The sequence below is a fragment of the Pyxidicoccus fallax genome, from assembly GCF_012933655.1.
Lineage (GTDB): Bacteria > Myxococcota > Myxococcia > Myxococcales > Myxococcaceae > Myxococcus > Myxococcus fallax.
In genome coordinates this window covers 1-21,997 of sequence record NZ_JABBJJ010000215.1, presented here as the reverse complement: position 1 = coordinate 21,997, position 21,997 = coordinate 1, and the positions used below count along the sequence as shown (strand labels likewise).

The window sequence follows — 21,997 nt, the reverse complement described above, 5'->3', positions numbered from 1 at the left end:
CACCCCGGACGTCCAGGCCCCCACCGCCCCGAGCAGCCTGCGCTCCACGGGCGTGACGGGAAGCAGCGTCTCGCTGGCGTGGAACGCGTCCAACGACAATATCGGCGTCACCGGCTACGAGGTCTTCGTCAATGGCGGCACGTCCCCGGCCGCCAGCACCACGGGCGCCACCAGCGTCACCGTGACGGGCCTGGCCGCGAACACCACCTACACCTTCACCGCGAAGGCCCGCGACGCCGCCGGCAACCGCTCCGTGCCGAGCAACAGCGTGTCCGCGACGACCACGGGTTCCCAGCCCTCGAGCAGCAAGCTCATCGTGGGCTACTGGCACAACTTCGACAACGGCTCGACCAACATCCGCCTGCGTGACGTCTCCCCGAAGTTCAACGTCATCCAGGTCGCCTTCGCCGAGCCGGTGGGCGGCGCGGGCTCGGGCAACATGGCCTTCTCGCCGTACAACTCGACGGTCGCCGACTTCAAGGCGGACATCGCGTACCTCAAGGGCCAGGGCAAGAAGGTGCTCATCTCCATCGGCGGCGCGAATGGAACCATCCACCTGGAGGACGCCGCCGCCCGGCAGAACTTCGTCACCACCATGCAGTCGCTCATCGACACGTATGGCTTCGACGGCATGGACCTGGACCTGGAGGGCAGCTCGCTGTCGCTCAACGGCGGCGACACCGACTTCCGCAACCCCACCACGCCGCGCATCGTCAACCTCATCCAGGCCACGCGCGAGCTCCTCAACCGCAACGGCACCGGCTTCATCCTCACCATGGCCCCCGAGACGGCCTATGTGCAGGGCGGCATGGCCGCGTACGGCGGTCCCTGGGGTGCCTACCTGCCCGTCATCCACGCGCTGCGTGACCGGCTGACGTACCTGCACGTGCAGCACTACAACACCGGCACCGTCATGGCGCTGGATGGCCGCGCGTACGCGCAGAGCACCCCGGACTTCCACGTCGCCATGGCGGAGATGCTCCTGCAGGGCTTCCCCGTCGGCGGCAACACCAGCGCGATGTTCCCGGCGCTGCGCCCCGAGCAGGTCCTCATCGGTCTGCCCTCCTCGCCCCAGGCGGCTGGCGGTGGCTACACCACGCCCGCCAACGTGCAGAAGGCGCTCGACTACCTCATCAAGGGCCAGTCCTTCGGTGGCACCTACGTCCTGCGCAACCCCTCGGGCTACCCCGGCTTCAAGGGACTCATGACCTGGTCCATCAACTGGGACAAGTTCACCAACTTCGAGTTCTCGAACAGCCACCGCGCCTACCTCGACGCCCTGCCGTAGACCGCACCGGGATGTCGGCGGGCCCCGGGCGCGCTCGGGGCCCGCCATCCAAAAGAGACATGACCCGCGCTGACGCATTCGTGAGGATGCAGGCCATGAAGAACCCAACCCCGCTGCCCGCGGTGTTCGCCGCCCTGCTGTCCTTCACCGCCTGCGATGGCGCGAGCCCCAGGCCTGGCGAGGCCCCCGCGCCCACCATCCCCGAAGCCCCGGCCCCAGTGGGAGCCGCGCCCGTCGCGGAGCCCGTGCCCGTCCCGGTGCCAGGACTCGGAGCCACGGACTACGTCCCGCTCCACGCCGCTGGCACGCAGGTGATGGAGCAGATCCAGTACCGCGAGGCTGACGGCACCCTGGTCACCCTCGCGGGCTTTCGTCCAACCAACCGGCACGCCCGCGAGCGCGGCGAGCCCTGGGATGCTCCCGATGTCGGCCCGGGCAACTACTTCACCTTCCCCACCTGGTACTTCCAGAACCGCAGCTTCGGCCTCGTGATTCGTGACGGGGTTCCCGCCGGACGCTCGCGCATCGAAATCTCCCTGCGCGTGAACAACGGCACCTTCGTCGAGACGGGCCTCAGCGCATTCCGGCGTGTGGACCCCGACATCCGGGACTACGGCTGGAAGATGAACGTCGGCTTCCAGAATCCCCTGGAGGGAAACAGAAACATCTGTCGTTCGACGTCGGCGCGCGAAGACTGCATGGTCGTCATCACCGACAACTGGCGTGCTCCCGTGCCGGGCACTCCGCTCCAGGTCGGTGACGTCATCGAGGTGACGCCCGCACCGTACCTCGAGCACACGGCCGACAACCGGGCCGTGATTGATGGCGGCGGCATCCGCTACTACTCCTTCGAGCAGCTCTACCAGGTCGGCGTAGGCATGCGCCCCTGGTATGGCGTGGCCCCCGTGCTCGACTCCGTCCCGCTGCCCGCGAGCACCCTGCTGGGCGGCGAGGCCAGCGTCTCCTACAACTACTCCGAGGAGCCGCACCGGGTGTTCCAGCAGATGGCCAACAACATCGGCATCGCCAACACCCAGCGCTTCGTCGAAGGGCGACGGCTGTTCCACACCTCGTTCGTCGACGGGAAGCACTCCGAGAGCCCGAACATCAACCCCGTCTTCACGGCGCACGCCAACCAGCGGGGGCCCCGCTTCAACAACGTCAGCTGCATCGGGTGCCACGCGCTCAATGGGCGCAGCGTCGCGCCCGTGCCGGGCAGCCGGCTCGACACCCTGGCCATCGAAGTCGCCGCGTCCAGCGCTCCCACCGGGGTGACGCCCGATGCCACCTATGGCCTGAACGTGCAGCAACGGGCCCAGGATGCCGCGGCGCCGGACTACTCCGTCTCCGTGCAGGCGTATGAGACGACCGTGCGGACGCTGCCCGATGGAGAGACGGTGCAGCTCCAGAAGCCGGTGTATGCCTTCAAGGGCCCGGTGCCCGCGCAGTTCTCCGTCCGTCAGGCGCCGCAGGTCATCGGCGGGGGCCTGCTCGAAGCCATCGACGAGGCGACCATCCTGAACCTCGCCGATCCGACGGACGCGAATGGTGACGGCGTGCGCGGCGTGCCGAACTGGGTCATCAACCCGGAGACCGGCGACCGGCATCTCGGCCGCTTCGGCTGGAAGGCGAGCAAGGCCAGCCTGCGCCAGCAGGCGGCGGACGCGCTCCTCAAGGACCTCGGGGTCACCTCGCCTGTCTACAAGTCGCTGGCCTGCCAGCGGGGCACGCCCGGCTGCAATGCAACGACGGCCGCGACGTCCATCTCGGAGACGGAGCTCCAGCGGCTCGACGCCTACCTCGCGCTGCTCGGGGTGCCGGCACAGCGCAGCCTGCGCAGCGGCTACACGGACGGCATCCGGGTCTCTCCGGAGCATGACGTGAACCCCGCCCTCATCGCCCGGGGCAGCGCCCTGTTCGCGCAGGTCCAGTGCGTGAGCTGCCACACGCCCCAGCTGACGACCGGCGCGAATCACCCATTCGCCGAGCTACGAAACCAGACCATCCGCCCGTACACGGACCTGCTGCTCCACGACATGGGGCCGGGACTCGCGGACACGCTGACGCAGGGACAGGCGGGCCCGAGCATGTGGCGGACGGCGCCGCTCTGGGGCGTGGGCTCGCTCCGGTATGTCCAGGGCGGAGCGCAGCACGTGCGCTACCTGCACGACGGCCGGGCCCGCACACTCATGGAGGCCATTGCCTGGCACGGCGGCGAGGCCAGCAACAGCCGCGCCCTGTTCGAGACGCTGAGCAAGGCGGACCGCGACGCGGTGCTGGCGTTCCTCGAGTCGCTCTGAGCCGACCTGTGTTGGTTGTGTCCTGGACCGCCGTCTGGCAGCTGCCTCCATCCCGCGCTCGCCTCCTCCGCACCTGCGTGGGAGCCGGTGTCGAGCCCGTCCAAGGAGTCCGCGAAGCGCCTATCGGCTCTCGACGTAGCGCTTGAAGTTGTTGAGGATGGACTGCCAGCCCTCACGCTGCATCTCGACCGGGTTCTGCGACTCGGCGTCGAAGATGGTGGTCACCTTGGTCTGGTTGCCCGTGCGCTCGAAATGGGTCGTCGCCTGACGCCCGTCGGTCATCGTGTAGGTGATCTTCTTCTGGTCGACGACCTCGTCGTAGATCGCCTCGAAATCGAAGCCGAAACTGCCGTCCTTGGCTTCCATGCGGGCGCTGTACTTTCCGCCGACGCGGAGTTCGTTGGACGCCCGCGGACACTGCCAGGTATCGATCGCGAAGTTCCAGCCCGTGATGTGCTCGGGCTGAGTCCAGCATTCCCAAACCTTGCGGGGTTCGGCGGCTACGAGCGCTTCGATCGTGATCTTCTGCGGGCTCATGGTTGGGTTCCTATTTCTTGGATGACCTGATCTAGATACCAGAGCGCAGCTCAGGGAACGAGGCTCCCTCCGTCACTCGGGGGGGGCTCCTCGGACCCCGAGTACATCCGAGGTGGTGGCTCGCAGTGCGTGGCTCGAGACGCTTCGGGAAATCCAGGCAGTTGCCGAATCGACTACCCGAGCGGCACCACGGTATCCATGCTCACCTCGCTGTCTGACAAGTCCACCCTCTACTTCGAGTGGGACACGGCGCTTTACTGCACCCGCATCGAGGTTGGGCGCTACTCGTGGGTCCCGCCCATTGCCAGTTCTTCCATGACCGCCTCCCCTTCTTCTCCGAGTGAGTCGAAGGTAGAAGACTTTCCACCTGTGCCGACCTGCTCAGCCTCCGAGGGCAGGTAGGTCACAGAGTGCGGCGGTAATGCATCGCCACCTGCCCGGACTTCAGCCGGTGCGTCGAGACGAGCTCGAGGCGCCGCGAGGGCTCCAGGCCCTGAAACAACGTCGGCCCGTGGCCGGCGAAGACGGGGTGGACAACGAGACGGTACTCATCGATCAGCCCCAGCCGCTCGAGCGCCGCCGCGAGCGTGGGACTGCCCACCAGCACGCCCTGCGGGGTCTTCTCCTTCAGCTGCGTCACGGCCTCACGCAAATCCCCCTCGAGGCGGAAGGTGTTGTTCCACGGGAAGTCGCGGCGCGAGGCCGAGACCACATACTTCGGCTTGGCCTCCAGCTTGCGCGCCCACTCCCGCATCGCGCGTGGCGCGTTCTCGTCGCGCGCCACCGCCGGCCAGGCGCTCTCCATGAGCTCGTACGTGACGCGCCCCCACAGCATCGCCCCGGCTGCGTCCATCAGCTGCGTGAAGTAGTCGTGCAGCTCGTCGTCCGCGATCCCCTCGCGATGGTCGTAGCACCCGTCCAGCGTCACGTTGAGTCCGAAGGTCAAGAGGCCCATGGCGCCGATTTACCACGGCGGTGCAGGCGGCGGGAGACTTCCGGTCGCTGGCGCTCAGCCGATGCGCCCGGGCCGCGGGATGTTGCGGGATGTGGGATCGCGACATCCCGCATGACAGGAGCCCTCTTGGGCGTAGCGGCGGGAGCAGGAGCATCGGAAACGACTGATTCTGCAAGCCGGGCCTGGCGCTCAAGGCGGCCCGTTCGCCGCACAGGGGTGCCCGTTCGCCGCATGTCCGTCACCACCGGCTGAATCCTCCCCCATGGGGTGCTCGCGCTGGCACTGTCTCTTGCAACCCCGTTGCCGCAGAGGCACGCCATGCCACGCAAGTCACTCGTGTCGTCGTTCCTGTTCCTCGGCCTGACGTTCGCCCCCGCCCTCGCCGCCGCGGGTGAAGGCGCCGCGCGGCACCAGGGCTCGCTGCCCACCCACCGCCACAAACAAGTGGATGCCATCTTCGCGCCATGGAGCGGCAAGACCACACCCGGCTGCGGCGTGGGAATTTCCCGCGAGGGAACGCTGGACTACGTGCGCGGCTACGGCATGTCGAACCTGGAGTACGACGTACCCATCACGCCGCAGTCCATCTTCTACACGGGCTCCATCACCAAGCAGTTCACCGCGTTTGCCATCGGGCTGCTGGCGCAGGAGGGCAAGCTGTCGCTGGGCGACGACCTCCGCAAGTACCTGCCGGAGATGCCCGACTTCGGAAAGACGATCACCATCGCCCACCTGATGCACCACACCAACGGCCTGCGCGAACAAGGCCAGTTGCTGAGCCTGGCCGGCTGGCGCAGCGAAGACCTGTACACCGAAGCGGACGTCCTCTGGGCGTTGACCCGGCAACGCGGGCTGAACTTCGCTCCGGGCTCGGAGGTCGTGTACGGCAATGCCGCGTACACGCTGCTGGGCGTCATCGTGCGGCGCGTGTCCGGCAAGTCGCTGCGAGCGTTCGCCGACGAGCGAATGTTCAAGCCACTCGGCATGGCCAACACCCATCTCTACGACGACCACGCCGAGCTCGTGCCCTGGCGAGTATCGGCCTACGCCCCCCGCGAAGGCGGCGGCTGGCGGACCAGCGGCCCCCATAACGACTCGACCAAGCTGTTCACCACGATTGTCGACCTGCTGAAGTGGGAGCAGAACCTGCTCGACGGGCGCGTCGGCGGGCCGGAGCTGATTGCGCTGTTGCAGACCTCCGGCAGGTTGAACGACGGCACCGCCACCCTCTACGGCGGCGGCCTGCGGCTGGCGGGCTATCGCGGCCTGCGCATGGTGAGCCACGACGGCCTGGACGGCGGCTACCGCTCGGAGGCCCTCCTCTTCCCGGACCATCGGCTGGCCATCGTCGCGCTGTGCAACGGCTCCACCATCGACCCCTCGAACCTCGCGCGGAAGGTGGCCGACGTCTATCTGGGCGAGCACATGAAGGACGACATGCCGCCCGCCGTGAAGGTGCCGGAGGCGGAGCTGTCCGCGCTGGCCGGCAACTACTGGAGTCCGCTGACGGGTGAGGTGGTGCGACTGGAGTTCAAGGACGGAGCGCTGCGCCAGGTCGGCGTGCCCACGGCCTTCGTGCCCATCGGCAATGGAGGGTTCCGCCCGGGCGAGTCGATGCACCTGTGGCGCTTCTCGAAGCCGGCGGCCGGTGCCCCGCGCGAGCTGAGCATCCGGGATTCCTGGCCGACGACGAGGCCTTTCATCCGCATAACGGCGCCCATGCCCGCGGCCTCGGCGTTGGCCTCGTTCGCCGGGAAGTACCGCAGCGACGAGCTCGACATGACCTACACGGTGCGCGTCGCGGACGGCAAGCTGGGGATTCGCTGGTCGCGCCGGGACGAGGTCGTGCTGGACGCGGTCGGCGGGGACCACTTCGTCGGCTCGCTCGGCACGGTGACATTCACACGGGCGGCATCCGGTGGAATCGACGGGTTGACGTTCAGCCAGCGTCGACTGCGCCGTCTGCGCGCGGAAAGGCTCGTGGTAGCGGAGACGCCGCGCGCGGAGTCATCAGGCGCAACCCGCTGACGGTGCCAGCACTCAGCAGTCGTCCGACGCGCAGCTCCACGCCCATGAGGCGGAGGTCGCGAAGGAGGGCTGCATGAGCCGCGGGCTGAATGCCATGTTCAGCACCATGCTCAAGCGCAAGGCGCCGTCCGGGGGATTCTCCGGGCGGCGCCTCTGCTCACATCACTTCAGGCCCCCCTCCTGGGAGCGCACGTACATATAGGGCTCCACGCGCGTCCACCCATCCGGCTGCATCCAGGTGATGGAGACTGCGCAGCAGCCCGGCCCAGTCCAAACGGGGTGTGCGCTCCTTCCTCGGCTCCTCCACCGTCACGGCAAAGGCGGGGCTCTCCTCCTCCAGCCCCGGCTCCGCCCCTGCTTGAGGGAGCTCCCGCAGGAGTTGGCAAAGCGGGGACTGGTTGTTGACCGGGCGGACGTCGTTGCGGCCATCTGTGCATCCGATCAACCCGCTCCAGACCATCGAGTCATTGAGGAGACTGCCGCCATGTCGGATGGCACGATTACACCGGAGCGCATCGTGGCGGCCCCCGCGCGGTTCAAGGCGACGCACGTACTGGCCCACCTAGATTGGCGGCTGTGCTTGGCCAACTCCGTTGAGCGCGTTGCCGGCCGGCCCCTCACTTCGGCGGAACGGGCCCAGGAGGAGGTGCTTGGGGTGTGGCGCACCAAGGGGAAGGGAAAGGGCGAGGGCACGTGGTACGACACCTACATTGCAGGCACGGCCGCCTATGCGGACTTCTTCATCTCAGACGACGGGGGCCAGCGCCGCCGCTGCGAGTTCTTGCGGCAACGGCACCTTGTTACCTTCACCAGCATCTCGCTTAACGAGGTTCTCAGGTAGGCCGCAGGCCGACGAGCAATTAACGTGCCTGCCGAACACCGTCACGGGGTAGAGGGCATCAGAACCAAGGGAGAGACAATGTCAGGACCAATTGTGTGGATTGCGGTCAACGACGAGCACAAGACGCCGGAGGGGTTTCTGGCGAAGGACCAGTCGAAATACGGAGCTCTCTTCCTGGCACGTCTGCCGAATGGCTACCTCTTCAAGGTGGTTGCCGCCACGGGCGTGTCCATCGCGTTCGTTCCTCTGGAGGCGATGGGGACAAAACCGGACGTGGACTTCGCTTTCGCGTAGCCACTACGCCACCGTCACCTCGTAGGCGTCGGCGGTATGGGCCCCCACCACGGCCAGTGCCTCCCGAGTGCCGAGGAGGGCACGCGCTAGCTCCTCGGCGTTCCGGTACTCCACTTGGGCGAGGAGCAAGGCTGTCCGTGAGGCGGGACTCTCGTCCAGCCCGCGGAGCGCCCGCTGCAACTGCACCTCAGCCCTCTCTAGTCTCGCAGCCAGCGCTGCCCTCGCCACGTTCCCCATGGCGAGGGCGGAGAGCAGGAGATGTGCCGGGCCTCAATGACAACGGACCGTCAGGATTCAGTGATGCATTGCCACCTTCGCGTGGTCCTATTGCAGGTACAGGTGTGCCGCTCCTGGTCACAGCAGTATGTCGTAGGCGTGCTCGCTGGGTCGCAGCGGTAGCCCTGCACATCACGGCAGAATGGGTCGCTCAGCACGCACAACTCCATGGCGTTATGCGTGTCCGCCTCCGCCTCCGCCTCCGGCACGGCAGCGGGCGCGCCGTTTACCACTCCACCGCAACCCACCAGCAGCCCGGCTACCAGCGCTCTAAGAATGCTTCGCATGTGTCCTCCAAATTATGAGGCGTTGCGAGGATAGCCTGTCGTGCACCTGGAAGGTGTCCACGCTGCCACTGAGAGTGGCCAGCATGGAGCGCTTCACGTACACGCCGGACTATGGGCCCCAACTGGAGGTGACGCCTCGGGTGCGCAAGGCGCAGTTCGGGGACGGCTACAGCCAGCGCAGAGCATAGGAAGGACAGGAGCCCTCTTGGGCGTAGCGGGCGGGAGCAGAGCGGGAGGTGAGGGACGCTGACGGGGAGCCCATGAGCCGCACGCCGAGCCGGCGCAGAAGCCTTTCATCTCCAGCAGACACACGCCTGCCCAGCCCAGCCGCTTTCTCAGGAGGGGCGCGGCAGGTGCCTGGCTCTCTTGGCTGGCTGTGGCGGCTTGAGCTTCAACACCCCGCGCTCTGGGGCGGCCCTCGCGCAGGGGCCAGGTGCGCGCTCGCCGTGGGCAACCCCAGGTGCTCCACAATCGCTCTGACCCCTCCTGCTCCCTTCACGTACGCCAACACCCTTAAGCCTGCCTCCACACCTCAAGCACGCGAACACATTCAGGGCGAACGTCCTTTTCAGCAGCCCGGCCTGGTCCAAACGGCGTCTGCGCTCCTTCCTCGGCTCCTCCACCGTCGCGGCAAAGGCGGGGCTCTCCTCCTCCAGCCCCGGCTCCGCCCCCACTCGAGGGAGCGCAGGGCGATGCGCGTGGGCTCCTCGGCGGAGGGCGCTTGGCCTCATGACGGGAGGGGAAGGCTCCACAGAAGGAGCAAGCCAATGACAGTCGTCGACAGTCGCCGGGAGGGGTGGGGCATGGTGTGGCGCCTGTGTGTTCGGGCTCAGCCGCTGCACGGTCGCCGTCCTGGCTCGTGAAGGCGAGCGCCAGCGGTGGACATTCGCGTGACACAGCGGTCGGAGCCCGGGTAGGCACAGGGGCATGCAAATGCGCGCGCTCACCCTCGACGATGTCTCCAGGTGCCTCGAGCTCGCCGCCGGACGCGACTGGGCACCCGAAGCCCTCAAGTGGCGGCTGCTCCTGTCCACGGGTCAGGGCTTCGCGCTGGAAGCGCCGGGGGGAGACCTGGCCGGTGCGGTCGTGGCCACTCCTTATGGGGGGAAGGCGGCGGCCATCGGGATGATGCTGGTGGCCGCGGCCCACGAGGGCCAGGGCCTCGGGCGACGGCTGATGGCGCACGCGCTCGCGCACGTCGGGCCGGTGCCGACCCTGCTGTACGCGACGCCCCAGGGGCGCCCGCTCTACGAGCGCCTGGGCTTTGTCGAGGTGGACACCCTGCACAAGCATCTCGGACGGGTCCGGGACCTCGCGCCCGCGGCGGTGCCGCGAGGCCTGGAGGTGCGCGCCATGACGGCCGCGGACCTGGACGCCGTGGCCGCGCTGGACGACGAGGCCTTTGGCGCTCCGCGACCCGCGCTGCTCCGGTCCCTGTGGGAGGTGTCCGTGCGCGCCTGCGTGGCCGTGCGGGAGGGGCGTCTCGCGGGGTATGGGCTCGCCTGGCCCAACCTCGACACGGTGATGATAGGGCCCCTCGTCGCCTCCGGGGACGAGGTGGCACGGGCGCTCGTTGGCGAGCTCGTCCGGGGCCAGGAGGGGCTGCTCCGGCTGGATCTGCCCTCCCGCTTCACCGCGATGAGCGCGTGGGCCACCTCGCTGGGGCTGGAGCGGCACCCACCCGCGCCGATGATGATGCTGCACTCGGACCGTGCGCCCGGCCGGAGAGAGCACCTGTACGCCGTGGCCATGCACGCGCTGGGGTGAACGGGTCAGGGTGTCAGGGCGCCAGCAAGCGCGGCGATGTGCCGCTCATCGGTGCCACAGCATCCGCAGCGGAGCCGCTCGGCCAGGGCGAGCATGATGCGAGTGCGGCCGGGCCCCTTCGCGCTCACAGCGTGTAGCCGCCGTCGCTCAGCAACGTCGCGCCCGTCATCAGCGCGCAATCGTCTGACAGCAGGAAGCCAATCTGCCTCGCGACCTCCTCGGGCCTGGCGTAGCGGCCCAGGGGCGTCGCCATGGCGGCCAGCTCGGCGAAGGCCGCGTCGCGCCCGACCTGCGCCGCCCGCTCGGCGAACATGGGAACCGCATCCCATACCGGCGTTTCGACGCCCGCGGGTGCAATCGCATTGACGCGGATGCGGTCGGCCGCGCCCTCCTTCGCCGCCACCTTCACCAGGTGAATCAGCGCCGCCTTCGACGCGCCATACGCGGCGACTCCGGGCTCGGGCTTCACACCCGCGGCGGAGGCTGTCGCGACGATGGAGCCACCGCGTCCCCGCATCGCACGCATCGCCGCGCGCAGCGTCAGGAACGCGCCGTCCAGATTGACGGACAGGATGCGCCGCCACTCGTCGAAGCCATGCTCGACGATGGTCGCCGCCCCCGCGACACCGGCATTGACGACCGCGTGGTCGAGCCCCACCAGCTTCGGCGCCAGCGCCTCCCAGAACGCCTCGTCCCGCACATCCCCCGCCGCCCGGTCGACCGTGCACGGAATCGACACCGCCTCCAAGGCCTTGGAATCAAGGTCGACCAGAATCAGTCGCGAGGCGCCCTCGGCGGCGAGATGCCGAGCGACTGCCAACCCGATGCCGGACGCGGCACCGGTCACGAGCGCGGTTCGATGGGTGAACTGGGGCATGTCCCCATTCTAGAGGGTGTTCGACGCAGGAGGTGGGGGCATAGTGCGCGAATGGAGATTCCCTTCGACCGCATCAACCGCGAGGAGCGCGCGGCCTGCGCTCACCTCTTTCGACTGCTCCATGAGGGGCTTGCCACGGCGCCCCAGGCGAGCGCGATGGCGCGGGTGCTGGCCGTCCTCCACGAGCGTGGCCTGGACGTTCCCACGGAGGCCGCCGGAGCCGTGGTCCTGACCGAGGTCGCCCTCATCCGGGATGCGTACGAGTCATGGAAGGACAGCGATGTCTCCAGCCGCATGGATGACCTCGTCGGGCTCGTTGCCGAGGGACGTCCTCACACCCGGTGGTCGCAGCTGGCGCCCGTCCTCCGTGATCCGCGGCAGACCCACCCGGCTCAGGTGCGGTCGAAGGCAGACCGCCTGTCCATCGGGGTCGGGCCCGAGGGCACACTCCCGGGGAGCCCACTGGACGTGCAGAACCGCACCGTCTACGGCACGCTCCAGGGGGTCTTCAACGCGAAGCCGGACCTCGCGCTCGTGCTTCCCTCGCGGCTCATCGTCTTCGAGGCAAAGCTGACCGAGGCTTTCGATAACGAGCAGTTCGAGCGCACCCGGCTGCTCGCACGACTGTGGGCCTCTCCCCTTCTCCACGGTTACCTCGGGTTCTCATCCCAGCCTCCGGTGTCCGTGGAAAAGCTCGGTGATGAGGGCACGGGGGCCACGCTCACATGGCAGGACCTCCTTCGCATCGCGGCGGAGCGCTACCCGCCGAATGACCGGACGTACATCGCGCTGCGGACGGTCGTGGACCTCCTGGCCGCACGCCGCCGTCCCACCCGGCTTCCGGCTGGAAGCGTGAGGCCCTCCGCTGGCGAGTCGCCCAGGGGTTCGCACGAGATGGGCATCACGCGAGCGGCGCTGCTGGACGCGAAGGCCCGCGTCGCGGAGCGGCTGCGGACGGACACGGCCTTCGAGGACGGCAAGGTCGAGTCCCTGGACCGGTGGATGGAGCCGCTCCCGCCCACCGCCGAGGCGTGGGTTCGCGAGCTGCGCAGGTGCAACGCGGAGCCCTGGGCCTTCCATGCCGCCGCGTGGCTGCTGCGCGAGGCGGCTCCAGCCCCAGGTCCCACGGAGATCGTTTCCGGCGATATGGAGGTGGGGCGCGACGAGGTCCGAGTCATCCCCGGCGGCCTCCGCGTCGAGGGCCACCTGAGCATCGTCGGCACCCTGCTCGTGCTGGGGGACGCCGAGGTCACCGGGCTCGTCCGGGACAGTGACCCGGACTCCCGCGTCGCCATCGCCGGCTCACTGCGGTGTGGAAGCCTTGTCACGGATGGAGCCTTCTTCGTCGGAGGGGACCTCGTCGCGAAGGACCTCATCCACGGCTTCCACAATGACAAGTCATTGATGGTCTCCGGCGGCATCCGCGCGCGTCTCTTCCTCGGCGAGGACCACGACATCCGCTTCGGCGGCGACCTGGAGACCGAGCTGGGGTCCGACGAGGACTTCTTCCGGAACGACGAGCTCCTCACCCGCGTGCGGCAGTGGCTCGTGGACGAGGTCGTCGATGCCAACGGGCTCCGCCGCGACGCGCTCATCGCCTGCCTCCGCGACGGTCGCTCCATCTTCCGGAGAAAGTAGTACCTCGTGGGGCGGCCATGCGGACTGGCGCGCGGCCCGCGCCGAGCGTTCCGGCCGCCCGGCCGGATGCACTATCGCCCGTGGACAGCACCGGCTCTTCCGCCCTTCCACTTCGGTGCCCGGGAAGAACGAGGGACCTCCTGATGATGAAGACCTGGGCTCTGGCGCTGCTGCTGTCCACCTTCCTGCTGGGCGCCGCGCCCACCATCGACCGACCCGTCGTGGACGAGAGCCGATCGTGGGTCGGCGGAGGTGGGAGCTTCGGAGGTGGGGCGCCAGCTCCTCCTGGTAACCGCCCGCCCTTCGCGGCTGGCGCAGCCCAGGGTGCCGGGGGTTAGAGTCGCGAAGACATGACGATGAACAAAAACGACGTCATCGCTGCCCTCATCCAGCACATTGAAGCAAAGCTGGAGAAGGCGATTCAGGAGAAGGCGGAGCTGCTCGCCGCTTCGAGCGAGGCGAACAGGGACATCATCGAGCAGTCCCAGGACAGGGTCATCGCCCGGTGGCAACGGTTCCTGGCCGATGCTCGTGGCTTCAAGCGCCATCCGGGGTTCTCCACACCAGCCGTCGCGGAGGGCTCCCTGGTTCAATTGGCCGTGAAGATGGGCGGCGAAACAGACTTCAAGACGCACTGGTGGCTCGTGTTTCCCGGCCGCCAGGTCTTCACCCGTTTCATTTTCGACGGAAGGGATATCGAGGTGAACTCGGGGCAGATGGAGTACGCCTCGATTGTCGACATGAAGGTCGGCGATGAGCTGGAGGTCGCAACGGATGGAAGGGCCTTCCCGGGGTGCCGGTTGAAGCTCCTGAGCATCCTTTGAGCGCCGCACAAAACGGGACCTGCCGAGCCAGCCTCTCGTCCGCGCAGAGGAGAAGAATTGTTCACGAGCACGGAATCAGGAACTGTTCACTTGCCACTCAGTGTCATTCCTGCCGAGAGTGACGCAGCCATGGCCTATGAATTTCGCAACGACCTGCGCACGCGCGTGCGACAGGCAGTGGAGCGCAGGCTGCGCCAGGTCACCTACGTCGAGGATTTCCTCCAGCTGGGGCACCGCCTGGCACGGGCCAACCACGTGGAGAAGCTGCCGTGGCTGGACGGGCCGCTGCGGGCCGTCTACCAGCAGCTGAGCGAGAACGGGCTCGCCCAGCTCCCGCTGGACGCGCTGGGCCTCCCCATCGACGAGACGCTGCGCGCCGCGGAGGCGCACGTGGAGAAGCTGCGCCAGCTCCCCTCCGTGCCGGGACGGACCTTCGCGCTCACCTCCGATGAGGAACTCCTGGCCCAGGCCGAGCCGTTCGTCTTCGGCCTGTCACGGCCGCTGCTGGACCTCGCGGAGCGCTACATGGGGCTGCCGGTGGATTATCTCGGCGTCAACATCAAGCGCGAGTTCGCCAACGGACTGAGCGAGGGAACGCGGCTGTTTCACGCGGACCCGGAAGACGAGCGGGTGCTGAAGATCATCGTCTACCTGAGCGACGTGGATGCCGGCTCGGGCCCCTTCGCGGCCATCGACGTCCGTCAGACCGCCGAGGCGAAGAAGCGCCTGCGCTACGCCTGGGGCAGCACCTGCACGCCCGAGGCGCTGGAGAAGGTGGTGCCGTCCTCGGAGTGGCGGACCTTCGTCGGCCCCCGGCTCACGGCGGTGTTCTGCGACACCGCGCGCTGCCTGCACAGGGCCTCCCCGCCGACCACGGTGGATCGCTACTCGATGACCTTCTCCTATCTCAGCCGCGAGGCCTATTTCTGCTTCGCTTCCGGGCGCACGTTGCAGAGGGCCTACGTCGAGCGGTGGGGCCAGCAGCTCGACGCGCACCAGCGCGCCTGCGTCATGCCTCGAACGTGAGGGTCCTCGGGCTATTTCGGGAGACCGAGTCCGACGCGCGTCGAGAGCTGCCAAGCATCCGCGACGTAGCGGGCCAACTCGACGAGTCCCTCGCCAGGCAGGTCATTGCCTTTCTCAAGGGTGGGCAGGTGTTCATGGATGTCATGGGGTTTCGTAAGGACCCCTTGGATGCCCGGAAAATCCTGCCCGGTGGCCTGTCGCTGCTGACGGATGGGCGCTGGATATGGCAGGCCGATTTGTGTGACCTGATCGAGCGGTATCGGATTGGGTTGCCCCAGGAGTTTCTCGACCACGTCGCCAGCGCCAGTCCCCTGTCTCCGGAGGAGCGCGCCCAGCTCGTAAGGAGGGGAAGAGACCTGCTGAAGGAGTTCGAGGCCGCGCGCGGCTCCAGGGGAGACCGCCGCAAGCGCTGAGGCGCTGGAGGGCTCCGTCGCCGGAGGCCCCTTCACCCAGGGCGAGCCCTGCTAGCCGCGCCCTGAATACCTCCGCCGGCTCCCCGTCCTAGAGCCGCAACCCCCGCCAGCCCGGATGCCCCGGAATGGTGCGGCCGCCCCATCCCAAGGCGATCCAGAATGGTGCACCGCTCGACATGAGGCGGTGCCACCCCAGTGATTCCAGCCACTTGGGTCTGGCACTCTCCATGCTCTGGCTCCCGGGTGTCAGGACGTCCGAAGAGGATGTCCCCCACTTGAGGAGACACACCATGGAAGTCCGGTTCTACGGGGTTCGGGGGAGCATCGCGGTGTCCGGCTCGCGCATCGGCGGCAACACGGCGTGCGTGGAGGTGACGAGCCAGGGCCACCGGCTCATCCTGGACGCGGGCACGGGCATCCGGGCGCTGGGCGAAGTCATGATGCGCGAGGGCGCGCCCCAGAAGGCCACCCTGTTCTTCTCGCACCTGCACTGGGACCACGTGCAGGGCTTCCCCTTCTTCACGCCCGCGTACCTGCCCACGTCGGAGTTCGTCATGTACGGCCCCGGCGCCAATGGCGCGCAGGCGCTCCAGTCGGAGCTGGCCGCGCAGATGCAGCCGCCGCACTTCCCGGTGCCGCTCACCACCATGCGCTCGCGCATGGACTTCCGCTCGGCGCTGCACGCGCAGCCGGTGGAGGTGGGCCCGTTCAAGGTGACGCCCATCGACGTGCCGCATCCGCAGGGATGCCTCGCCTACCGCGTGGAGGCGGACGGGCACTCGTTCGTCTACGCCACCGACGTGGAGGTGCGCATGCAGGACCTGGCGCCCGAGGTGGCCCGCCTCTTCGAGGGCGTGGACGTCCTCTGCCTGGATGCCCAGTACACGCCCGACGAGTACGAGGGCCGCAAGGGCATGTCCAAGAAGGGCTGGGGCCACTCGACGATGATGGACGCGGCGGGCGTGGCGAAGCTGGTGGGCGCGCGGCGGCTGTGCCTCTTCCACCATGACCCGGCGCACCCGGACGACGTGGTGGAGGACATGGCGGAGCAGGCCCGCGCCCTCTTCCCCGTGTGCGAGCCGGCGCGCGAGGGCCAGCGGCTCGTCCTGGGCCGCGCGGCCTGAGAGGGGACGGCCCCATGCCCACCGGATGCTATGGTGAGGCCGCGGCCTTCGTCCTCCCGCCGCTGCCTCCCATGCCCCCACCGCCCTCGGACGTCACGCAGGTCCTCCTCCCGCTCGGCGGTCTCGTCGGGCGCGAGGTGGACCTCGATGCCTTCCTCCAGACGCTGATGGACCGCATCGCCGCGTCCATGCAGGCGGACCGGGGCACGCTGTGGCTCCTGGACCCGGCGCGCCGCGAGCTGTTCAGCCGCGCGGCCCACCTGCCGGAGGTGTCGCAGATTCGCGTGAAGCTGGGCCAGGGCGTCGCCGGCACCGTGGCCGAGGTGGGCCAGGCCATCAACGTCCCGGACCCGCGCGGCGAGCGCCGCTTCTTCGCGGACATCGACCGGATGACGGGCTACCGCACCACCAGCCTGCTCGCCGTCCCGCTGCGCGACGCGGACGGTGCCCTCTACGGCGTGCTCCAGGTGCTCAACCGGCGCGGCGGCGACAACTTCACCGCCGAGGACACCGAGCGGCTCACCGCCATCGCAACCCAGGTGAGCACCGCGCTGCAGAGCACCAGCCTCTACCAGGAGCTGCAGCGCGCCAAGGACCAGCCCCACGCGCCCGTCGGCTACTTCTTCAACCGCATCATCGGCGAGTCGCCGCAGCTCCAGTCCATCTACCGCCTCGTCCGCAAGGCCGCGCCCACCGACGCCACCGTGCTGCTGCGCGGCGAGAGCGGCAGCGGCAAGGAGCTCTTCGCCCGCGCCATCCACGTCAACGGCCCGCGCAGGGATCAGCCCTTCATCAAGGTGGACTGCGCCGCGCTGCCGGCCACGCTGATTGAGAACGAGCTGTTCGGCCACGAGCGGGGCGCCTTCACCGGCGCGGACCACCGCGTGCCCGGCAAGTTCGAGGCGGCCGACGGCGGCACGGTGTTCATCGACGAGATTGGAGAGCTGCCGCTGCCCGTGCAGGGCAAGCTGTTGCGCGTCATCCAGGACCGCGAGTTCGAGCGCGTGGGCGGCACCCAGGCGGTGAAGGTGGACGTGCGCATCGTCGCCGCCACGCACCGCGACCTCGCCCGCATGGTGGCGGAGGGCCGCTTCCGCGAGGACCTCTACTACCGCATCAAGGTGGTGGAGGTGGTGCTGCCGCCCCTGCGCGAGCGCGGCGCGGAGGATATCGAGCGGCTGGCCCGGCACTTCGTGGCCGCCGTGGCCCGGCGCCACCGCCTGCAGCCGCCGAAGCTCAGCGCCGCCGCGCTGGAGCGCCTCAAGCGCTACCGCTGGCCCGGCAACGTGCGCGAGCTGGAGAACTGCATCGAGAGCGCCGTGGTGCTGTGCGAGGGGGAAATCCTCGAGGAGCACCTGCCGCTGCCCACCGTGGACCGGCCCGCGCCCGTCGCCACCGCCCTGCCCGCCTCCGAGGCACGGCCCACGGGCGAGGCCGCCGCGAGCGCCACGGGCGAGGCCGGAGGACTGCTGCCCCTCGCGGAGGTGGAGCGGCGCCACATCCTGCGCGTGCTGGACGCGGTGAAGGGCAACCGCACCGCGGCGGCGCGCGTGCTGGAGATTGGCCGCAACACGCTGGCGCGCAAGCTCAAGGAGTACGGCCTGGGCGACGAGGCCTGACGCGCCCGAGGGTGCGCGGCGCCCCGTCCCCCGGGGCAGGGCTTCCGGTCACTGCCGGGCTCTTGGGGAAGGGGGGCTGTTCCGGAACCGCGTGCAACGTGCGACCCTGGGGCTCGAACCCGTGGCCGATGGCCATGCCCCAGGGGGACATGCATGAAGGTGGTCAACAAGCTGCTGGCGAAGCTTCCGGACGAGGTGGCGCGGCAGGTCCCCGACGTGAAGCTGGCGGACCAGGACATCAAGGTGCCGCTCGCGCAGGGAGCCTTCACGCAGGAGAACATCCTGCCGCCCAAGCTGAACCTCACGGACTTCACCCTCTCCTTCGAGGCCGGCGGCGAGGCCTCCATCCGCAACTTCAACTCGCCCGGCGACGTGGATGAGAATCGCGTGGTGGGCGAGGCGGCGGCGGAGTCCACGCCGGACGCGCCCCGGCCGCAGCTGCTGCTGGGCGGGGACCAGGGGTGGATGCGCTATCAAATCACCGCGCGCGTGAAGGCCGCGGCGGGCGCGAGCCTCTCCTTCCTCGCGGCGGACACGCAGGGCGAGCTGTCCGTCACGCTCAGCGATTACCGCGCCCACCCGCTCGCGCGGAACATGCGCGAGGCCGCGCGCATGGACCTGGCCGAGCTGCGGCTGCTGCAGGCCTCGGACCTGGTGAAGCTGGCCACGGGCGACGCGCTGTCGTGGCAGGCGCGAGGCCGCCTCCAGACGCGCCTGGAGCTGAGCTGGGCGGACCTCTTCACCGCCAACCTCGGCCGGCTGGCCTTCGTGCGCGCCAATGAGTTGCTGGCGCTGAGGACGGACCTCAAGGCGGGCGTGTCCGCGAAGGTGGGGCTCACGGACGACTACCAGCTCACCTTCTCGCGGCCGCGCCCCGGGCGCATCCAGATTTCGGTGCGCAAGGCGAAGTCGCGCGAGGGGACGCTCGGCGCGGGGCTCGGCGTCACCGTGGACTTCGTGGACGCGAAGGCGGTGAAGGAGCAGCTCGCGCGTGTGCTGGACGCCATCCTCGGCCGTGATTTGCGCGAGCTGGCCGGCAAGCTGGGGGTTCCAGCGGACGGCACCTCGCTCCAGGTGATGGACGCGCTGGTGGACAAGGCCAGCAAGCTGAAGCTGGACGAGCTGCCGAAGAAGGCGCTGCGCGCCGCGCTGGAGCGCATCGGCCTGGACCCGAGGCTCGCGGACCTGTCCAACATCAAGGCCGAGTGGGACGCCTTCAAGAAGAAGGTCGAGGGCAAGCTGGACGACGCGGCGAAGACGCAGATTGCCGCCGGCTTCCAGTACGAGTACCTGCGGCTGTCCGAGTCCTCCACGCTGCTGGAGGTGGTGGTGGACGACGCCACGGCGATGCGCTTCCACGGCTCGCTGCTGCGGGGCAACCTGGTGGACCTGCTGAAGTGGATGCGGGAGCTGCCGGAGAACCAGAAGTCCTTCGAGCTGCGCAACTACCTGCACTCCAGCACGCTCACGCGACAGCAGGCGTATGGCTTCTCGCTGGGGCTGGGCTCGTTCGAGGTGCTCAAGGCGCGGGGCTCGTCCAAGCAGCGCTGGGTGACGCAGGAGAACGCGCAGGGCGCCCGGCGCATGGCGTTCCTCGGGCAGCGCGGCTACGAGGACAAGCTGCTGGGCAACCGCGGCCAGTGGATGGTGGACCTCAAGGCGGACATGGAGCGGTTCTCCCCCACCCCGGTGGCGTCGGACTTCCGCTACGGCCTGCACCTGATGCTGTGGGGCCGGCAGAAGAAAATGAGCCGCAAGGAATTGCAGGCGGCCGTGGATGACGCCGTCGTGTGGGGCGTGCTGGACGCCGCCGACGCGGCCGCCGTCATGAGCACGCTCCAGTCCGACCTGAACAAGGAGCCCATCGAGACGCGGCTCGAGCTGAAGATGGCGGACGATACCTTCCGGGCGCTGGTGCCGAAGGTGCAGGAGCTCGACCTGGGGCTGTTCTCGCGGGCGCTGGCGCGGGCCATGCCGTGGAGCGAGAACACGGCGCGCGCCTCCGCCGAGTTCCGGCGCGTGGTGTACGCGCCCATCTGGCAGGCGTACCTCCGCGAGGTGCAGGAGAAGGGCGGCCTGATGACCGGGGACTTGTCGCCGACGCGCGCGGCGCAGATCGCCGAGCACTACTTCAGGCACGACCCCTCGGTGAAGGAGCTGGGCAAGGATTTGCTGCTCATCGAGAGCGAGTGGCGCCCGGACGGCGGGAACTTCACGTTCGCCGAGGTGACGGAGAAGAACCGCGGCACGCTGGCCAAGTGCCAGGCCTTCGTGAGCGGCATGGTGCGCCTGCGCCGGGCCATCGACGAGCGCAAGGCCCCGGACGAGCTGCGCACCGTGTTCAGCGAGCTGGAGGGCATGTGGAACACCGGCTTCCACCTGCGCGCCGCCGGCGCGCTGCTGGCGGAGCTGACGAAGGCCACGCCGCTGGGGCTCGCGGGCGTGGAGCGCACGTTCTCCGTGACGATGGCGGACCGGCGGGAGCAGCTCGTGTTCTCCACGTCGCGGGGGACCGGGAGCTGAGCAGACAGTATTGAGTGACTGGAGCCCGGGAGACAGGTCCCGGGCTCCAGGGCTACAGGCCCCGCGCCAGGATGAGCGCGGCGACCGTGGAGAGCGCTCCGGCCGCCGCGAAGTGCGTCCAGGCCCGGCGCAGCAGCGTGCCTCCCGTGACTGGCAGCTCGGGGCCCAGCACCACCAGCGCCGGTCCGCCGTTCCGCCCGCACAGCACGTAGGAACCTTCCCGGGCGCCGCGCCGCAGCTCGCCCACGACCAGGCACCGCTCGCCCGGAGCGCCCACGCGCTCCCACGAGAGGGCCTCCGGCTCCGTGGCCACGGCCTGGGCCTGGGCCTGGACTCCGGCTTCTGGCTCGGGTGCGTCCTCGTACCAGGACGCGGGCACCGTTCCCGGCAGCGCCTCGCAGCGGCGCACCTCCAAGGGTGCCATCAGCGATGACGGGGCGAAGCGCACCGAGGCGCTCACCCGCTCGCCGCGAAGGTGCAGCACCGGCGAGTACGCACGCTCGCGCGACAGCAGCGGGCCCTTGCGCCCGTCCTCCGCCACCTGGCGCACCTCGGCATCGTAGAAGGCGCAGGGCACCCCGCCCGGTGACGTCAGCGCATCCGCGGCATCCAGGGTGCCCTGGTACACGCCCCAGCCCGGAACGTCCCCGGCGCGCAGCGACGCCACCGCTTCATCCAGCGCCTTCGGCGCGGACGAGCGGAGCAGGTCCGCCCGGGAGCGAGCCCACGAGCCGCGCACCGCCACCGCCGCGGCCAGGACGAGCAGCGCCGCGCCTCCGGCCCGGGTCGCCGCCTCCGCCGACAGGAGCACCGGACCGGCCGCCTCACCGGAGAACCGCGACGCGATGAAGAACGAAGCCGTCGCCAGCAGACCGAACCACAGCAGGGGCAGGCGCCACGGGCGCGCGGCCGCGTCCCTTCTCCCGAAGGTGAACGCCGCCACCACCAGCGCCATCAGGCACATCGCGTATAGCGGTGCCAGCAGGATGCGCCAGACATCCATCCCATTCCCCGCCAGGCTCGGCGCGGCCCCGCCTTGGCAGGCCACGACCGGGGCAAGGTGGTGACGGCGCCCCGCACGTGCAAGGCCGCCCAACGGGAAGCGGGCTGTCTTCCACTTGACGTCTCAGTCATGACGCGGACGGAGCGTGCCTCAGCGCCAACTCGCCCCTGACGTCGCGCGAATGGCGCACCGGGCGTGTTCGGCATGCCCGAAGCCCGAGGACCTGCCAGCCCGATGTCCCATCCGGAGCGGAACGTCCATTCCGAGCACCTACCAGGTCAACCCTCCCATGACTCCGTCCTCCCTGCCCCCAGCCCCCCGTTCAGGAATGGAACCTCCATTCCGCACGGGCCTGTCAGGCCCCCGCCGTCCAGGCC

General features: G+C 69.1%; 19 protein-coding genes. 14 read left to right on the top strand and 5 right to left on the bottom strand.

All coding sequences use genetic code 11. The features are described 5' to 3' along the window. Both HG543_RS34645 and HG543_RS34640 read left to right on the top strand, forming a co-directional pair. Positions 1-1,288 (top strand): chitinase (locus tag HG543_RS34645; protein ID WP_169349197.1); only part of this gene is annotated, 1,288 nt, incomplete at its 5' end. Positions 1,289-1,383: 95 nt separating this feature from the next. Further along, entirely contained in the window at positions 1,384-3,588 is a 2,205-nt protein-coding gene (locus HG543_RS34640) for a di-heme oxidoreductase family protein (protein WP_246357511.1), read from the top strand. Between the two features lie 120 nt (positions 3,589-3,708). Here the strand turns inward: HG543_RS34640 and HG543_RS34635 are convergent, their stop codons facing one another. Both HG543_RS34635 and HG543_RS34630 read right to left on the bottom strand, forming a co-directional pair. Next, a complete protein-coding gene (locus tag HG543_RS34635; protein ID WP_169349195.1) occupies positions 3,709-4,125 on the bottom strand; it encodes an SRPBCC family protein in 417 nt (138 codons plus the stop codon). A gap of 403 nt (positions 4,126-4,528) precedes the next feature. Then, positions 4,529-5,080: a dihydrofolate reductase family protein gene (locus HG543_RS34630; RefSeq protein ID WP_169349194.1), complete on the bottom strand. Its 552-nt coding sequence runs from the start codon at positions 5,078-5,080 to the stop codon at positions 4,529-4,531. 318 nt (positions 5,081-5,398) lie between these two features. On the opposite strand from HG543_RS34630, the gene HG543_RS34625 reads away from it, so the two are divergent. The 3 genes from HG543_RS34625 (at position 5,399) to HG543_RS34615 (ending at position 8,243) form a co-directional block, all read left to right on the top strand. After that, positions 5,399-7,108 (top strand): serine hydrolase domain-containing protein, encoded by a 1,710-nt coding sequence (locus tag HG543_RS34625; protein ID WP_169349193.1) that lies wholly within the window; start codon positions 5,399-5,401, stop codon positions 7,106-7,108. A gap of 484 nt (positions 7,109-7,592) precedes the next feature. Further along, on the top strand, positions 7,593-7,949 hold the full coding sequence (locus HG543_RS34620; RefSeq protein WP_169349192.1) for a hypothetical protein: 357 nt from the start codon (positions 7,593-7,595) through the stop codon (positions 7,947-7,949). Between the two features lie 78 nt (positions 7,950-8,027). Then, positions 8,028-8,243, top strand: a complete 216-nt coding sequence (locus tag HG543_RS34615) for a hypothetical protein (protein ID WP_169349191.1) — start codon at positions 8,028-8,030, stop codon at positions 8,241-8,243. Between the two features lie 3 nt (positions 8,244-8,246). Here HG543_RS34615 and HG543_RS56530 read toward each other — a convergent pair whose 3' ends face one another. Continuing rightward, complete coding sequence (locus HG543_RS56530; protein WP_281404490.1) at positions 8,247-8,372, bottom strand: hypothetical protein; 126 nt, start codon at positions 8,370-8,372, stop codon at positions 8,247-8,249. Between the two features lie 517 nt (positions 8,373-8,889). Between HG543_RS56530 and HG543_RS34610 the strand changes: the two genes are divergently transcribed. Both HG543_RS34610 and HG543_RS34600 read left to right on the top strand, forming a co-directional pair. Then, a complete protein-coding gene (locus HG543_RS34610) occupies positions 8,890-8,994 on the top strand; it encodes a phage tail protein (protein WP_169349190.1) in 105 nt (34 codons plus the stop codon). A 745-nt stretch (positions 8,995-9,739) separates the two neighbouring features. After that, positions 9,740-10,573, top strand: a complete 834-nt coding sequence (locus HG543_RS34600; protein WP_169349188.1) for a GNAT family N-acetyltransferase — start codon at positions 9,740-9,742, stop codon at positions 10,571-10,573. 124 nt (positions 10,574-10,697) lie between these two features. On the opposite strand, the gene HG543_RS34595 is transcribed toward HG543_RS34600, so the two are convergent. Beyond that, positions 10,698-11,450 (bottom strand): SDR family NAD(P)-dependent oxidoreductase, encoded by a 753-nt coding sequence (locus HG543_RS34595; RefSeq protein WP_169349187.1) that lies wholly within the window; start codon positions 11,448-11,450, stop codon positions 10,698-10,700. 51 nt (positions 11,451-11,501) lie between these two features. On the opposite strand from HG543_RS34595, the gene HG543_RS34590 reads away from it, so the two are divergent. The 7 genes from HG543_RS34590 to HG543_RS34560 all read left to right on the top strand — a co-directional run bounded on the left by HG543_RS34590 (position 11,502) and on the right by HG543_RS34560 (position 20,617). Then, positions 11,502-13,088: a hypothetical protein gene (locus HG543_RS34590; protein WP_169349186.1), complete on the top strand. Its 1,587-nt coding sequence runs from the start codon at positions 11,502-11,504 to the stop codon at positions 13,086-13,088. Between the two features lie 350 nt (positions 13,089-13,438). After that, complete coding sequence (locus HG543_RS34585) at positions 13,439-13,912, top strand: hypothetical protein (RefSeq protein WP_169349185.1); 474 nt, start codon at positions 13,439-13,441, stop codon at positions 13,910-13,912. A gap of 129 nt (positions 13,913-14,041) precedes the next feature. Then, positions 14,042-14,938, top strand: a complete 897-nt coding sequence (locus HG543_RS34580) for a phytanoyl-CoA dioxygenase family protein (RefSeq protein ID WP_169349184.1) — start codon at positions 14,042-14,044, stop codon at positions 14,936-14,938. A gap of 143 nt (positions 14,939-15,081) precedes the next feature. Then, on the top strand, positions 15,082-15,351 hold the full coding sequence (locus tag HG543_RS34575) for a hypothetical protein (RefSeq protein WP_169349183.1): 270 nt from the start codon (positions 15,082-15,084) through the stop codon (positions 15,349-15,351). A gap of 290 nt (positions 15,352-15,641) precedes the next feature. Next, on the top strand, positions 15,642-16,475 hold the full coding sequence (locus HG543_RS34570; RefSeq protein ID WP_169349182.1) for an MBL fold metallo-hydrolase: 834 nt from the start codon (positions 15,642-15,644) through the stop codon (positions 16,473-16,475). A gap of 14 nt (positions 16,476-16,489) precedes the next feature. Continuing rightward, positions 16,490-18,094 carry a sigma-54-dependent Fis family transcriptional regulator gene (locus HG543_RS34565; RefSeq protein WP_169349181.1) on the top strand — a complete coding sequence of 535 codons (1,605 nt, stop codon included), beginning with the start codon at positions 16,490-16,492 and terminating at the stop codon, positions 18,092-18,094. Between the two features lie 153 nt (positions 18,095-18,247). Continuing rightward, positions 18,248-20,617 (top strand): hypothetical protein, encoded by a 2,370-nt coding sequence (locus HG543_RS34560; RefSeq protein WP_169349180.1) that lies wholly within the window; start codon positions 18,248-18,250, stop codon positions 20,615-20,617. A gap of 52 nt (positions 20,618-20,669) precedes the next feature. On the opposite strand, the gene HG543_RS34555 is transcribed toward HG543_RS34560, so the two are convergent. Beyond that, positions 20,670-21,620, bottom strand: a complete 951-nt coding sequence (locus HG543_RS34555; protein ID WP_169349179.1) for a hypothetical protein — start codon at positions 21,618-21,620, stop codon at positions 20,670-20,672. Positions 21,621-21,997 lie beyond the last annotated feature (377 nt).